Source organism: Pantoea sp. X-Soil-TKNS-1211 (assembly GCF_059730495.1).
This window is the reverse complement of sequence record NZ_AP035953.1, coordinates 2,204,858-2,218,995: the sequence shown is the minus strand read 5'-3', so window position 1 is coordinate 2,218,995 and position 14,138 is coordinate 2,204,858. Positions and strand designations below refer to the sequence as shown.

General features: G+C 55.8%; 12 protein-coding genes. 8 read left to right on the top strand and 4 right to left on the bottom strand.

Annotated features, from left to right (window positions below):
* Positions 1-5 precede the first annotated feature (5 nt).
* Positions 6-806, top strand: a complete 801-nt coding sequence (nifM, locus tag AC6I8W_RS10605) for a nitrogen fixation protein NifM (RefSeq protein WP_497834974.1) — start codon at positions 6-8, stop codon at positions 804-806.
* 583 nt (positions 807-1,389) lie between these two features.
* Here the strand turns inward: nifM and AC6I8W_RS10600 are convergent.
* Complete coding sequence (locus AC6I8W_RS10600; RefSeq protein ID WP_497834973.1) at positions 1,390-1,920, bottom strand: flavodoxin; 531 nt, start codon at positions 1,918-1,920, stop codon at positions 1,390-1,392.
* 338 nt (positions 1,921-2,258) lie between these two features.
* Between AC6I8W_RS10600 and nifL the strand changes: the two genes are divergently transcribed.
* From nifL to AC6I8W_RS10580, 4 genes are all read left to right on the top strand, one after another.
* Entirely contained in the window at positions 2,259-3,743 is a 1,485-nt protein-coding gene (gene nifL / locus AC6I8W_RS10595; RefSeq protein ID WP_497834972.1) for a nitrogen fixation negative regulator NifL, read from the top strand.
* Positions 3,740-5,311, top strand: a complete 1,572-nt coding sequence (gene nifA / locus AC6I8W_RS10590) for a nif-specific transcriptional activator NifA (protein WP_497834971.1) — start codon at positions 3,740-3,742, stop codon at positions 5,309-5,311. The genes nifL and nifA overlap by 4 nt, the downstream gene beginning before the upstream one ends.
* A 164-nt stretch (positions 5,312-5,475) precedes the next feature.
* On the top strand, positions 5,476-6,879 hold the full coding sequence (gene nifB, locus AC6I8W_RS10585; protein WP_497834970.1) for a nitrogenase cofactor biosynthesis protein NifB: 1,404 nt from the start codon (positions 5,476-5,478) through the stop codon (positions 6,877-6,879).
* Entirely contained in the window at positions 6,876-7,382 is a 507-nt protein-coding gene (locus AC6I8W_RS10580) for a nitrogen fixation protein NifQ (protein ID WP_497834969.1), read from the top strand. The genes nifB and AC6I8W_RS10580 overlap by 4 nt, the downstream gene beginning before the upstream one ends.
* A 30-nt stretch (positions 7,383-7,412) precedes the next feature.
* Here the strand turns inward: AC6I8W_RS10580 and AC6I8W_RS10575 are convergent, their stop codons facing one another.
* The 3 genes from AC6I8W_RS10575 to AC6I8W_RS10565 form a co-directional block, all read right to left on the bottom strand.
* The gene (locus AC6I8W_RS10575) at positions 7,413-8,735 is read right to left on the bottom strand and encodes an aspartate aminotransferase family protein (RefSeq protein ID WP_497834968.1); all 1,323 of its coding nucleotides are present in this window, start codon (positions 8,733-8,735) and stop codon (positions 7,413-7,415) included.
* Complete coding sequence (locus tag AC6I8W_RS10570; RefSeq protein ID WP_497834967.1) at positions 8,732-10,198, bottom strand: APC family permease; 1,467 nt, start codon at positions 10,196-10,198, stop codon at positions 8,732-8,734. Before AC6I8W_RS10570 ends, AC6I8W_RS10575 begins: the two co-directional genes overlap by 4 nt.
* A gap of 70 nt (positions 10,199-10,268) precedes the next feature.
* Positions 10,269-11,639, bottom strand: coding sequence for a type I glutamate--ammonia ligase (locus tag AC6I8W_RS10565; protein WP_497834966.1), 1,371 nt, complete (start codon positions 11,637-11,639; stop codon positions 10,269-10,271).
* Positions 11,640-11,812: 173 nt separating this feature from the next.
* Here AC6I8W_RS10565 and AC6I8W_RS10560 point away from each other — a divergent pair, with 173 nt between their 5' ends.
* From AC6I8W_RS10560 to AC6I8W_RS10550, 3 genes are read left to right on the top strand one after another with little or no spacing between them, the layout of a single operon-like run.
* Positions 11,813-12,664 carry a MurR/RpiR family transcriptional regulator gene (locus AC6I8W_RS10560; RefSeq protein ID WP_497834965.1) on the top strand — a complete coding sequence of 284 codons (852 nt, stop codon included), beginning with the start codon at positions 11,813-11,815 and terminating at the stop codon, positions 12,662-12,664.
* The gene (locus AC6I8W_RS10555) at positions 12,648-13,469 is read left to right on the top strand and encodes an N-formylglutamate amidohydrolase (RefSeq protein WP_497834964.1); all 822 of its coding nucleotides are present in this window, start codon (positions 12,648-12,650) and stop codon (positions 13,467-13,469) included. The genes AC6I8W_RS10560 and AC6I8W_RS10555 overlap by 17 nt, the downstream gene beginning before the upstream one ends.
* 3 nt (positions 13,470-13,472) lie before the next feature.
* Positions 13,473-14,120 (top strand): cysteine hydrolase family protein, encoded by a 648-nt coding sequence (locus AC6I8W_RS10550; protein ID WP_497834963.1) that lies wholly within the window; start codon positions 13,473-13,475, stop codon positions 14,118-14,120.
* The last annotated feature ends 18 nt before the right edge of the window (positions 14,121-14,138 follow it).

Below are 14,138 nucleotides of genomic sequence, written 5' to 3'. Positions count from 1 at the left end.
TCGGCATGCCCGAGCTATGGGAACGTTTCTCGCGGATACAACTGGCGCAAGCCCACTGGCAGTGCCAACCAGAATCCCTGCCCGTCAGCCAACAGGCGGAGTTTAATCGCCGGTGGCAACGCCAGCGGCAAATGGAATATGCGGTAGCTGAGGCCATGGGGAGTGATTCTATCCCGGAAAACCATATCGTCAACGTGACAATGTCACTTAAACCTTTGCTCTCAGCATATGATTTTTCGGCTGCCGAACGGCTATCAATCATTCAGCATCATGCGCGGATGGAAATTCAACTGGCACGGGTGGCTGAACAGGCACCGCTTCCCGATGATCTACAGGTGCTGGCCTGGTACAGGCAGCATCAGGGGCAGTTTATGCGCCCGGAGCAGCGGCTGTGCTGGCACCTGTTATTGACCACGGATGATGATGGTCCGGCCATGCATCGCCAGATGCAGCAGCTGCGCCAGCAGATCATCAGCAACCGCCAGGCGTTCAGCCCGTTGGCTCAACGCTGGTCCCATTGTCCCAGTGCACTGGAGGGGGGCCGTATGGGCTGGGTTAGTCGGGGGTTGCTCTATCCTGAACTGGAAAATGTGCTGTTTGCGATGAAACCCAATGCAGTTAGCCAGCCGATTGCAACCGAACTTGGCTGGCATTTACTGTGGTGTGAAATGATTCGCCCTCCCGTCCCGATGGAACAGGACGCAGCGTTGACGCAAGTGCGTTCGCTGTTAACGCGCCAAAACCAGCAGCGATGGCAGCGACAATGGCTGAAGCAGCTTTATTCAAACGCGAAATTTATGGCGTAATGGCGGTCAAACCCAGCACATTCCGTAGCGGCGAAATTTATTGCGGTGATAACGCAGTCTGGGTCCGCTCAGGGGCTGGCGGTCCTCGCGCCGCTGACGCGGTGCCTTCACGTCATTCGTCTGCCTGACGGACCGCCGGGGATGGAACATCCCTGTCCCACCCCGCCTTTCGCGCGCATCCATGCGCGCTCTCCTGGCTGACTCACTCTGTTCAGCGCTGCGGATTGCCTGCCCCTGAGCCGCCCCAGCCTGCTCCGAAGCGTCGGTGGGTGTTGTCAGAAAGGGCACAATCGTTAAGGCCATAACCCCTCTGCTGCTGCAAAGGGCTATCCGCAGCGCTGAGGCTTTGACGTTGTGCCAGGAGACTCACGCATGGATGCGTGAGTCAGTTCGGGGTGGACAGGGATGGACTTCCCCGAACGGTCCGTCGGCACGACGTTGAAGCCGAAGGCACCGCGTCAGCGGCGCGAGGGCTGCCCGGCATCAGCAGAGGGGTTATGGCCCACAGCAGAGCACACATGAAAAAAAGCTGACAAGCATTACGCGATAAATCGCGCCGTTACACATGCTTGCCAATGCGCTGCTACAAAATTACCGGTCTGATGCTCTCCAGCCAGGCGTCCAGTCGTTCCTCGGTAAGGTCATACTGATTGTCCTGATCCAGCACCAGGCCGACAAAGGCACCCTCTTCCAGCGACGCTGAGGTGGTGAATTCATATCCCTGATTAGGCCATTGCCCGATGACCTGTGCACCGCAGTTTTTCAGTACGTCATACAGTGGGCGCATCCCGCTGACAAAATTATCAGGGTAGCCTTTCTGATCCCCCAGACCGAACAACGCAACGGTTTTGCCGCTCAGACTTGCCCCATCGAGTTGCGCCATAAACTCCCCCCATGATGCCTCTTCACAGCCCGCATTGATGCCCGGCAATTGCCCATCACCCAGCGTAGGTGTACCCAGTACCAGCACCGGGTAAGAAAGAAAGGTTTCAAGAGAGATACGATTGATATTAACCGGCTTATCTGCCGCTTCTCCCAGCTTTTTGTGGATCATCTTAGCGATCTTGCGGGTTTTGCCCGTATCAGTGCCAAAAAAAATACCAACGTTCGCCATAGCGCGCTCCTGTGGAATAAAAGAATCAGTCCTTGTTGCTACTGCGAATGCTGTGCCAGTTATCCGGGTGCACGAACTTTGCACAGTTCTGCACCGTCGCGCACCAGCAGAGATGCATCTTCAGCGCGCTTTCGGTGGCAACAAGGACGTTTTTGCGCAATTTCGCCGGGGATGTGCGGAGAAAACCGATCTGGATCAAGGTTACGGCGAGTCATCAACGCTTAAGGCTTACTGTTTGCATGGTTATATACCTGGTCGCCACCGCTGTGGCAAATGTCGCCAGGTGGGACAAATTGTCGTAACTGCGACACAAATGAACCTGAGATCCGGAGGATGTAATGACTGAGAATATGATGATGGATGCCGCTGAACCGCAAGCCATTGCACGAGGGCTTTCTCAGCAACATCCCGACCTGTTCCTGACCATTGTGGAAGAGGCCCCCGTTGCCATCTCTTTAACGGATGCTGAGGCCCGCATCATCTACGCCAACCCGGCGTTCTGCCGTCAGACGGGGTATCCACTGGAAGAGTTGCTGCAACAAAATCCGCGCCTGCTGGCCAGCAAACAAACACCTCGCATGATTTATGAGGACATGTGGCGCACCCTGCATCTGCGGCAGCCCTGGCGCGGGCAATTGATTAACCGTCGGCGCGATGGCAGCTTGTTTCTGGTTGAAATTGATATCACCCCGGTGATCAATGCCCGTGGGGAGCTGGAACATTATCTGGCGATGCAGCGTGATATCAGTACCGGTTACGCGCTGGAACAACGCCTGCGCAATCAAATGACACTCACCGAAGCGGTGCTGAATAATATCCCGGCTGCCGTGGTAGTGGTGGATGAACAGGATCAGGTGATTATGGATAACCTGACCTACAAAACGTTATGCGCCGATTGTGGTGGCAAAGAGCTGCTGACTGAGCTGAATTTTTCTGCGCGGAAAAAAACGTTCTCCGAGGGCGCAGTGATTCCGGTGGTGCTGTGTGGCACGATGCGCTGGCTCAGGGTGACATGCTGGAGCCTGCCCGGTGTCAGTGAGGAAGTCAGCCGCTATTTTATTGATAACGGCCTCGCCCGTACGCTGGTGGTGATCACCGATCACACCCAGCAGCAGCAACAGCAGGAACAGGGACGGCTTGATCGACTCAAACAACATATGACCACCGGCAAATTACTGGCGGCGATTCGTGATTCCCTTGATGCGGCATTGATCCAGCTGAATTGCCCGATCAATATGCTGGCGGCCGCCCGCCGCTTAAACGGTGACAATAGTAACGTGGCGCTCAATTCTGCATGGCATGAGGGTGAAGAAGCGATGGCTCGCCTGCAACGCTGTCGCCCTTCCCTGGATCTTGAGCAAGCCTCGTTGTGGCCCCTCACGCATTTTTTTGATGATCTGCGCGCCCTCTATCACACCCGTTATCAGCAGGGAGGGCGCTTGCAGGTGACACAGGACTCCCCGGAACTGGTCTGTTTTGGTCAGCGAACCCAGATACTTGCCTGTCTCAGTTTATGGCTGGATCGCACGCTGGATCTGGCCGCTGAAGTGCCAAATTTAACGTTGGATACCCAGTTGTATGCCCATGAGGAAGAGGGCTGGCTGGCATTTTACTTATGCGACAACGTGCCACTGAAGCATGTGCGCCATACCCACACCGCAGATGCCTTAAACGCCCCCGGGAAAGGGATGGAACTGCGTCTGATCCAGACTCTGGTCGCCCATCATCGTGGGGCGATTGAACTGACTTCTCCGCCTGAGGGCGGATCTTGCCTGACCCTACGCTTCCCGTTATTTGCTTCACTGACCGGGGGTGCAAAATGACCGAGCAATCTGCATCCGACAACCGGATCTGGCGTTTTGACCTGTCCCAGCAATTTACCGCGATGCAACGCCTCAGTGTGGTGCTGAGCCGCTCAACGGAGCGGGATCGGACATTACAAGACGTGTTGTACGTACTGCAAAATGATGCCTTTATGCAGCATGGCATGATTTGCCTCAACGACCCGCAGCAGGGGCTGCTGACTATTGCCGCACTGCCGGAAGCCGACGTAAAACAACTGAGCGATGGCCTGAAAGTACGTTATCGTGCCGGAGAAGGGTTGGTCGGCACGGTGCTCTCTCAGGGGCAATCATTGGTTTTGCCGCGACTGGCAGATGACCCACGTTTCCTCGATCGGCTCGGGTTGTATGATTACAACCTGCCCTTTATTGCCGTACCTCTGATGGGACCAGACTCGCTGCCGATTGGTGTGTTAGCCGCCCAACCGATGGCGCAGGCTGAATCACGTCTCCCTTCCTGTACCCGCTTTCTTGAGACCGTCGCCAATTTGGTGGCGCAGACCGTGCGTCTGCTGTCATCACCGGCCCCTTCCGCTCCGCGTCCGGTCGTGATGCAACCCGTTAAGGGACGCAACTGCGTTCCCGCCCACAGCTTCGGCTTTGAAAATATGGTGGGAAAAAGCCCCGCGATGCAGCAGACGCTGGACATTATTCGCCAGGTCTCACGCTGGGATACCACGGTGCTGGTGCGGGGTGAAAGCGGGACGGGTAAGGAGTTGATTGCCAATGCCATTCATCACAACTCGCCGCGATCCCCCTTTCCGTTCGTGAAGTTTAACTGTGCGGCCTTGCCCGATACCTTGCTGGAGAGTGAGCTGTTTGGCCATGAGAAAGGGGCGTTTACCGGCGCGGTGAGGCAACGGAAAGGACGATTTGAACTGGCCGATGGCGGCACGCTTTTTCTCGATGAAATCGGTGAAAGCAGCGCCTCCTTTCAGGCCAAGTTGCTGCGGATATTGCAGGAAGGGGAAATGGAACGGGTCGGCGGCGATGAAACCCTTCAGGTCAATGTGCGGATCATTGCCGCGACCAACCGTAATCTGGAGGAAGAAGTACGCAACGGGAACTTCCGTGAAGACCTGTATTACCGCCTGAACGTGATGCCGGTCTCCCTTCCCCCGCTGCGCGAGCGGCAGGAGGATATTCCTGAACTGGCACACTTTCTGGTGCGCAAAATCGGGCAGCACCAGCACCGTACCCTGCGGATCAGTGAGGGCGCAATCCGCCTGCTGTTGAGTTACAACTGGCCGGGTAATGTGCGCGAACTGGAGAACTGCCTGGAGCGTTCGGCGGTGATGTCGGATAGCGGGTTAATTGATCGTGAGGTGATCCTGTTCAACCACCGGGAAACGGTGCCGAAACCGCTTCCGGTCAGCGCACCGCGTGAGGAGAGTTGGCTCGATCACAATCTTGATGAACGCCAGCGGCTGATCGCTGCGCTGGAAAAGGCCGGATGGGTGCAGGCCAAAGCTGCGCGCTTATTAGGTATGACGCCACGTCAGGTGGCCTACCGTATTCAGACTATGGATATCACGATGCCACGCATCTGATGTGTATTGTGACGATCAGCACATTGTCAGCTACAGGTGGCGAATATGACAAAGCTCGGCGCAGTGGATTGAATAAAGTTATTTATTTTCAATGTATTATTCGGATGGCAAACGGTATGTATCTTGCAGCAGGAAGTTTAAGACTACATCATTAAGGTAACGCCATGACTTCCTGCTCCTCCACCACCTGCCAGGCACCGACCCGTGAGACGCTGACCGACCTGGTCGCGGGTAAAGTTGCGTCACATCCCTGTTACTCACGCAGCGGGCATCACCGGTTTGCGCGCATGCATCTGCCAGTCGCGCCCGCCTGCAACCTGCAATGTAATTACTGTAATCGCAAGTTTGATTGCAGTAACGAATCACGGCCAGGCGTCTCTTCCACCCTGCTGACGCCAGAACAGGCGGTTGCCAAAGTCCGTCAGGTGGCTACCGCGATCCCACAGTTATCGGTGGTGGGCATTGCCGGTCCTGGCGATCCGCTGGCGAATATGCATCGCACCTTTAGCACCCTTGAACAGGTGCGCGAGGCCTTTCCGGACCTGAAATTATGTCTATCCACCAATGGCTTGATGCTGCCCGCTGCCGCAGACCGACTGGTCGCACTCGGCGTTGATCATGTTACCGTCACCATCAACACCCTTGATCCCGACATCGCTGCGCAAATTTATGCCTGGCTGTGGCTGGATGGCGAGCGTTATAGCGGACGTGAAGCGGGTGAAATTCTGGTTGCTCGACAACTTGAGGGGGTGCGCCGCCTGGCCACGCAAGGTGTATTGGTGAAAATCAACTCGGTGCTGATCCCCGGTATTAACGATCAGGCTTTACCCGATGTCAGCCAGTTGTTGCAAGTCAGTGGCGCATTTATCCATAACATCATGCCGCTGATTGCGCGTCCTGAGCATGGCACGGTGTTTGGCCTGAACGGACAACCGGAACCTGATGCAGCGATGATCGCGACGGTCAGGCAACGCTGTGGCGAGATCATTCCGCAGATGACCCATTGCCACCAGTGCCGCGCGGATGCGATCGGCATGCTGGGCGAAGATCGCAGCCAGCAGTTTGCCCAAGTCCCTGAACCTGAATCGTCACCACAACCCTGGCTGCCGGTGCTATTCCAGCGCGCGAAGCTGCACGCCAGCATTGCAACTCAGGGAGAATCGGATGACGAAGAAGCCTGTCTGGTGGCGGTTGCCACGCAACGCGGAGATGTGATCGACAGCCATTTTGGCCATGCCGATCGTTTTTATATCTACAGTCTCTCTGCGGCGGGTGTGGTGCTGGTTAATCAGCGTTTTACCCCCAAATATTGTCACGGTAACGACAACTGTGAACCTGCACCGGACAGTGAAGCGAGCATGGCAGCGATTTTTGATTTGCTCGCCGATGTAAAAGCAGTTTTCTGCGTACGTATGGGTTACACACCCTGGCAAAAACTCGAAGCACGTGGCATTCAACCTTGCGTCGACGATGCCTGGCAACCGGTGACAGAAGCACTTCATCGCTGGTGGCAGGATTATCGTTCGCAAATTAAATCCCTGCCTATGCCAAATAAGGGGGTCGCATGACGCCGCAATATCACTGGTTACATCGATTGATTTCACTCTATTTTCAGGGCTGCGGTAGTTATCCGCTGAGAATGGGGCTATTACCGCAACAATGGGCGCAGTTGCCGCTTCCTGCCCGACAACCTTTCATTTCAGTTGATGCGCAGCTGCGCCATCAATTAATGAGCGAACTGATCGCGACGCGCAGCGATGAGCAACAACAACTGGCGTTATGGCTGGCGGAATATATGCAGCCAGAGGCTGAGCCTATGCACCGTATTATTGCCAGCGTCTCGCTGGCTTTTAACCATCTGTGGGAAGATCTGGGCCTGAGTTCCAGAGCGGAATTACGTCAATTGATGAGTGACTGCTTTCCAGCGCTGGTGGTGATGAATGATCATAATATGCGCTGGAAGAAGTTTTTCTACCGCCAGCGCTGCCTGCATACCGAGGGGGAATTGATCTGTCGTTCACCCAGTTGTGATGAGTGCTGTGAAAGGCAGATGTGCTTTGAACTGTCCTGAAGGCGAACGATTTATGTGCACTTCAGATCTTCACCAACCGGCATAAGCCTGGATCTCTTCACGCGTGACCTGTGGGGCTTTGCGGATAGCGAGCGAGAGCTTCTCAACCGCATATTCCATCTCATCTTGATTGATCACTAACGGCGGGGTGATTTCCAGTACGTTGCCACCGACGTAGTACACCACCAGGCCCTCTTTCCATGCCTGATACACCACTTTTTGCGCCAGCGCCCGGTCCGGTTTTTTACTGCCGTCCGGGGCAACTAACTCGACACCGATTGCCAGTCCGTGACCACGGATATCACCGATCTCCGGCAGTTCCCCTGCCAGGTCGCGCAGCAGCTGCATAAAGTAGCGCCCGGCCTGCGCCGCACGCTGTGGCAATTCCTCACTTTGCAGCACATGCAACACCGACCGGCCTACCGCAGTACATATCGGATTTCCTGCTGTGGTCAGCAAGGCATGCGCGGCTGGCCCGCCGAGGATCTCTTTCGGGCCAACGGTTGCAGAGAGCGGTAAACCGCCACCCAGAACTTTGCCAAAGGTAACGATTTCCGGGGTGATGTTCTCATGCTGGAAGGCATGCATCAGGCCAGGACGTCCCAGCCCCATTTTCACTTCATCGCAAATCAGCGGGACGCCCGCGTTAATACACAAACGGTGCAGCCCGGATAAAAAGCCCTGTGGCGGCACCACCATGCCGCCATCCGACAGGATGGGTTCCACGATGACACAGGCAACATCGCCCTGATCCAATTGTTCTTTCACTTCATGCAGGCTGGTTTTTACCGCTGCGGCACCTGCATCATCGCTCCTGAACGGATTGGGATAAGTGGCAAGATAGAGATCAGGATCGGCGGCGTTGCCTGCTGAGATATGCACGCCGGACACCTTCATCGCCAGCCCGATACCGCCGTGGTAGCCGTGGGCAAAAGCCACCACTTTACGTTTCCCACTGGCAAGCCGGCAGGCGCGTAGCGCCACATCATTGGCATCGCTACCGGCATGCCCGAGGTAGACGCAGCGATCGCCCGTACCTGGGGTAATCGCCAGCAACTCCTCCGCCAGCCCGACCGAATCTGGATGCACCGCCGACAGACCACCCGCTCCAGCCGGAGCCTGCGCCGCCTGGGTAATGGCGGCAGTGATAGCCGGATGACCATGCCCCAGGCCGGACGCCGTCCAGGTGGCAGACAGGTCGAGCAATTTTCTGCCCCCTGCCTCGGTCAACCAGCATCCCTGGCCCGACGTCACCGCCAGCGGAAAAAAGCGTAACTTTTCAATGCCAGCGACTGACTGGGCGTCGCGCTGATACAAGGCGGCGGCTTCTGGTGGAAAAATGTCCTGGCTCATACCCACTCCTTCTGTGTCGTGGCGGGTGTGACAGATTCCGTTGGCGTAACAAACTCTGACGCCAGGGAAAGCCCAATATTGCGTACCAGTTTCGGTGCGGAGATGATGATGATCATCCCGGCAATACACCAGTAAAACGCCACCAGTGCCGGACTAAACAGTTCTTCCTGCCCTACCACGTTGTAATACAACGACACCACCATAATCACGATGCCGAGCAGCGGCAGGATCAGCTCCCATTTCGGGATGTTCTGTCCCATGCGGGTGATAAAATTCATCACGCCAACTTCAATCATCAGATAGGTCACCATCAGGCAAACCGAACCGATGATCGCAAAGTAAAAGTAAGCATCAATCGCGCTGTTGCCGGTGCCCATATTGGGTTTTCCGCTCAGCCAGGCCGCGACATCGATCAGCAAACTTAGCACCAGCACCAGGGTTAAGGCGTTACGCGGTTGATGGTTCTTTTCTGACACCTGCGCGAAACATGCCGGACCGAATCCATCACGCGCGAGGGCAAATAACAGGCGGCTGGAGGTCGCGGCAGCCGACAGGTTGGCGGCAAACGCAGACATCATGGCGGTAAATAACATCGCCAGTGAGAATGCCGTGCCGACGTAGGTTTGTGACAGCGTACCCAGCGAGTTGGCTGAATTTTTAAAGTCGTTCAGACCCGCCGCGCTGGTGCCAAAGCCGAGCGTCTGTACATACATCATGCCGACAAACAACACCCCGGTCAGCAGGATGGAACCCAGCAGCGCCAGGGGGATATTCCGCTTGGGATTTTCCGTCTCCTCACCCAGAGTGGCACAGGCTTCAAAACCGGCCCATGACAGGAAAGCGGCCACCACACCTGCCATCACCGCCTGGAAACTGACGCCATTCAGGCTAAACAACGACGCATGGGGTGTGCTGGATGCAGGCTGATGGACGACAATCACCGCCGCCAGAATCAGCATCAGTACAATCCCGACCCCTTCAATCACCATCAGCACGCGGGCCACCGTCTGTCCATCCCGTGAATTCAGGATCCAGCTGAATACCACGCCGACAGCCGCGGTAACAATCCACGGGATCTGAATCCCAGAGGTGGGAAATAACGCGGCCAGAAAAGCGTTGGTAAACGCACCCAGCGCCGCCAGCGTGGCAATCGAGAAGAAAAGATAAGTACCCATAATGGCGAACCCGGAAAAGAAACCGGCACGTGGACCAATGGTTTTTCCCACCAGACCGTAGGCACTGCCCGCGTGATTATAAAAACGCGTCAGACGAATAAAGCCATAGGCAATTAACGCCACGCCAATCAGGCCGAGCACGAACACTATCGGCAGCGCTTTGCCTACTGAGTCGATCAATCCCTGCGCGTTGCCCGACATAGCCAGCGTCGGTCCTACCATCCCCAGTGAGAGCGCCAGCGCTTCCCACAGTTTTAAACTTCGCTTTTTATTTGGTGCGTGGTTCATCTTCATCACCCTCATACGACGTGATTGATTAGCGAGATGTGTTATGGGTTGCCCCGGTGTTGGTTAAAACTTAAACGGACCATGCGAAACGGAATTTCTCCGTGACGATCTTCAACGGCAGATGTCCCCAGGTATCCTGTTCGTGTTGGCGCACGGCGATCAGCGCACCCAACAATTCCGGCGGTAATAGCGACTGCGCCAGCGGACTTTGTGCGAGACGGTTTAAGGCATCGGCTTGCGACGTCATCAGCCGACAAATCTGTTGTTCGTGGCGCTGTGCTTCGGAGAGATCGGCCGGGGCCGCTTGCGTGGCTGGCGGTAGTGGCAGCGCGGCATTGAGTCCTGCCAACGCCATCCCCAACACCGCACCACAGGCGATATAAGGATTGGCCGAGGGATCAATACACTTCACCTCAAGGTGGGCACCATAGGGGTTGCCCGGATTGGCAGCGCAGTAGCGCACCGCAGCCTCACGGTTCTCCAGGCCCCAGCAGGCATACGCTCCTGACCAGTGCCCTGGTTGCAGGCGATCGGCAGACAGCACTGACGGTGCCAGCAGCGCCACCAGTTCCGGCAGGTGTCGGACAATTCCGGCCAGTAAACTGCCCCCGGCTTCGGTGATACCGTAACTGCCAGCGCCACCCGCCAGCAGCGGCTGACCGTCACGGGTAAAGGAGAAGTGCAGATGCGCGCCGTTGCCAGCATCACGCTCAAACGGGCGCGGGGAGAAACTGACCCGCAAATTATGCTTACGGGCGATGCGGCCCAGCAAAATACGGGTCAGCACCAGGCGATCCACGGCAGTGATCGGATCGGCTGGTGCTAGCGACAGCTCAAACTGGCGGGTGCCATATTCGGCGTGAAATTGCTCAAGGCCGACACCGGCTTGTTCAAGGGCGTTGACGAGGTCGTTAACCATCGCTTCATGCGCCAGCAGCCCGCCCATACCGTAGGCGTGCCATCCGCCTTCAGCCCGTTCTTCCTGTTCGGGTAACAGAAAGAACTCAAGCTCGCCCGCTGCCAGGGTTTCAATGCCCTGCTGTTGCAATGCCTGAACCTGACGCCGCAGAAAATGGCGGCTACACCAGGCGGCATGCTGCCCTTCCTGTTCATAAACATCGACCGGCGCCCAACAAAAGCCATCCTGCAATGTCACCAATGCAGAGAGATCCGCGCGCAAACGGTCATCACCGACCGCCGAGAATGCCGGAATCCAGGCGATAGCGTTATCGGCGCAAAAGAGTGCCCAGGAGGGGGATGCGCCTACACCTGACCGACAGAGTGCTTTCAGACGGTTGACCGGAACGGATTTGCCACGGATGACGCCAGCTGAATCCACCAGTGAGGCAAATAAGGTGGTTACACCGAGTGCCCTGAGCTGTTCAACTTCACTCTGAAAATCAATGGGTTCTTGATTGTTGCTTACGGATTGCTTGTCCATTAAAGCGGAAACTCCCGTCATGATTGGTTTGAGGTACGCCCCTTGCTATTTTTTTATGTATGTTACAAAATCGATTAAAAATCAATATATGTAATATATATTAAATTCGTATGGTTCAAACGCAGCGCTTGTGGCACTGTGATTTGCCTGAGGTTGAGTGAAGGAGAGCCGGGGTGCTGGCACAACAAATAAAAGACAACATGGCGGAACTGAGTCCGGCGGAGCGCAAGATTGCCCGGGCGATGCTGGCCGACTATCCCGGTGCAGGCTTAGGTTCGGTGCAGTTGCTGGCAGAACGTGCTGGCGTCAGCCTGCCTTCCGTGGTGCGTTTTGCCCGTCGCATGGGTTTTGGTGGCTTTGTTGATTTTCAGCAGGCGCTGCGCGATGAGATTTCTGAACAGGCCAAAGGCCCGTTACAGCGTCTGGACAACTGGGTGGCGACAGAAAGCGCGTCGGCCCTGATGGAAGCCGCGATTAAATCCGCGACGCTGGCGATCCAGTGCTCGTTACGCGACATTCCTGAATATGAAATTGCCGAAGCCACCCGGCTAATCGGTGCCAAAGAACATCATGTGATCCTCGGCGGTGGGCGCATCAGCCAGTCGCTGGCGATGTATTTTGGCCGCAACCTGCAACAGGTACGACGCGGTGTGGATGTGCTGGCTGAGAACCATCATGACCGTATCCAGCAGATCATCGACGTCAATAAAAATGACGTGTTCGTATTGTTTGATTTTCGCCGCTACCAACAGGATATGTATCAGCTGGCCCAGGAGATTGTGGCGCGTGGTGCCACGCTCATCGCAGTGACTGATACCCAACTCTCGCCTATCGCTTCTCTCGCTAAAGTGGTTCTCGCCATCCATGTGGAGACACCCTGGCTGTTTGACGGTTATGCCGCCGGTATTGTGCTGATCGATGCGATTATCGCCAGCATTATGGAAAGCCAGGGTGATAAAACCGTGCAGCGTTTGCAGCAGTGGGAAGCGCTTGGCCCCCTATCGTTAAATGCAAAATCCAAATGAGGTAATCAAAGACGTGAGCGCCCCACTCCTTTTTTCTGATGAACCCGCGCCGGTGATGGTAGAAAACCGGACCGGTGATTCCCCATTCCTGATCCTGTGCGATCATGGTGGAAAACGCATTCCGCGCCAGCTCGGCGATTTAGGCTTACCGCAGCATGAAATTGACCGGCATATTGGCTGGGATATTGGCGTGCTGGCGGTTTCCCGCCATCTGAGCCAGTTACTTAATGCACCGCTGGTGCATCAGCTCTACTCCCGGCTGGTGATTGACTGCAATCGTCTGCCGGGTATCCCCAGTTCGATCCCGGTGGTGTCGGAAGCGACCACGATTCCGGGCAATATCGACCTGAGCCAGCAGGAACGTGACCAGCGACGTGATGAAATTTTTACCCCTTACCATGACAGCATCCGCACGCTACTGGCAGAACGCAAGGCACAGGGTATTCCGACCTGTATCCTCGCCATGCATAGCTTCACCCCGGTATTTCACGGTGAGCAACGGCCCTGGCAGGTTGGCGTCCTGTACCAACATCAGGCCGCCTATGCCCTGACGGTGCTGGAGCAGTTGCGCAACACCCAGCGCTGGTGCGTGGGCGATAACCAACCTTATTCGGTTTCCGATGATACCGATTATGCGGTGCCGCAGCATGCCAATAAAAATGACCTGCCCTACGTGGAAATTGAAATCCGTCAGGATCTGATTACCCAACTGGCAGGACAACTGGCGTGGGCTGAGGACCTGGCCCCGATATTTACCGACAGCTGGAATGAGCTTACCCGCCAGCCCTATAAAAAAGAGGCGTAATTGATGTTTAATCCATCCAGCCGTGATATTCCGATCGAGAAACAAGCCGCGACACTGTTATTTGTCGATGTACAAAACTACAACGCTCGTCGTGACGGGGGGGAATATGTCGGGATGTCTGCTGCCGAGCAGAACGAGAAGTTTGGTTATTTCTTCGAAATTATTGAACGGGAAACCCTCGGCAACATGCAAAAAATCCAGGCGGCCTGTCGCGCCAGCCAGGTTGAAGTGATGTATACCGTGATTGAGAGCCTGACCAAAGATGGACGCGACCGCAGCCTCGATTACAAAATCACCGGCTTTAACGTGCCGCGTGACTCGTGGGACGCCCAGGTACTGGATGCTATCGCCCCCGCGGATGATGAAATCGTCCTGTCGAAAACCTCTTCCAGCGTGTTTATCTCCACCAACATTGATTATGTGCTGCGTAACCTCGGCACACGTTATCTGGTGATTGCCGGTTTTCTCACCGACCAATGCATTGAAAGCGCGGTACGTGACGCCTGCGATCTGGGGTATCTGGTGACATTAGTGACCGATGCCTGCGCGACACTGACACCCGAACGTCAGCAGAACTCGCTCAATGCGATCAAAGGTTATTGCCGCCAAATCACCACCCAGGATTTTCTGGACGAACTTTTGCTGCGATGAACTGTGTTCAGCTGCGGC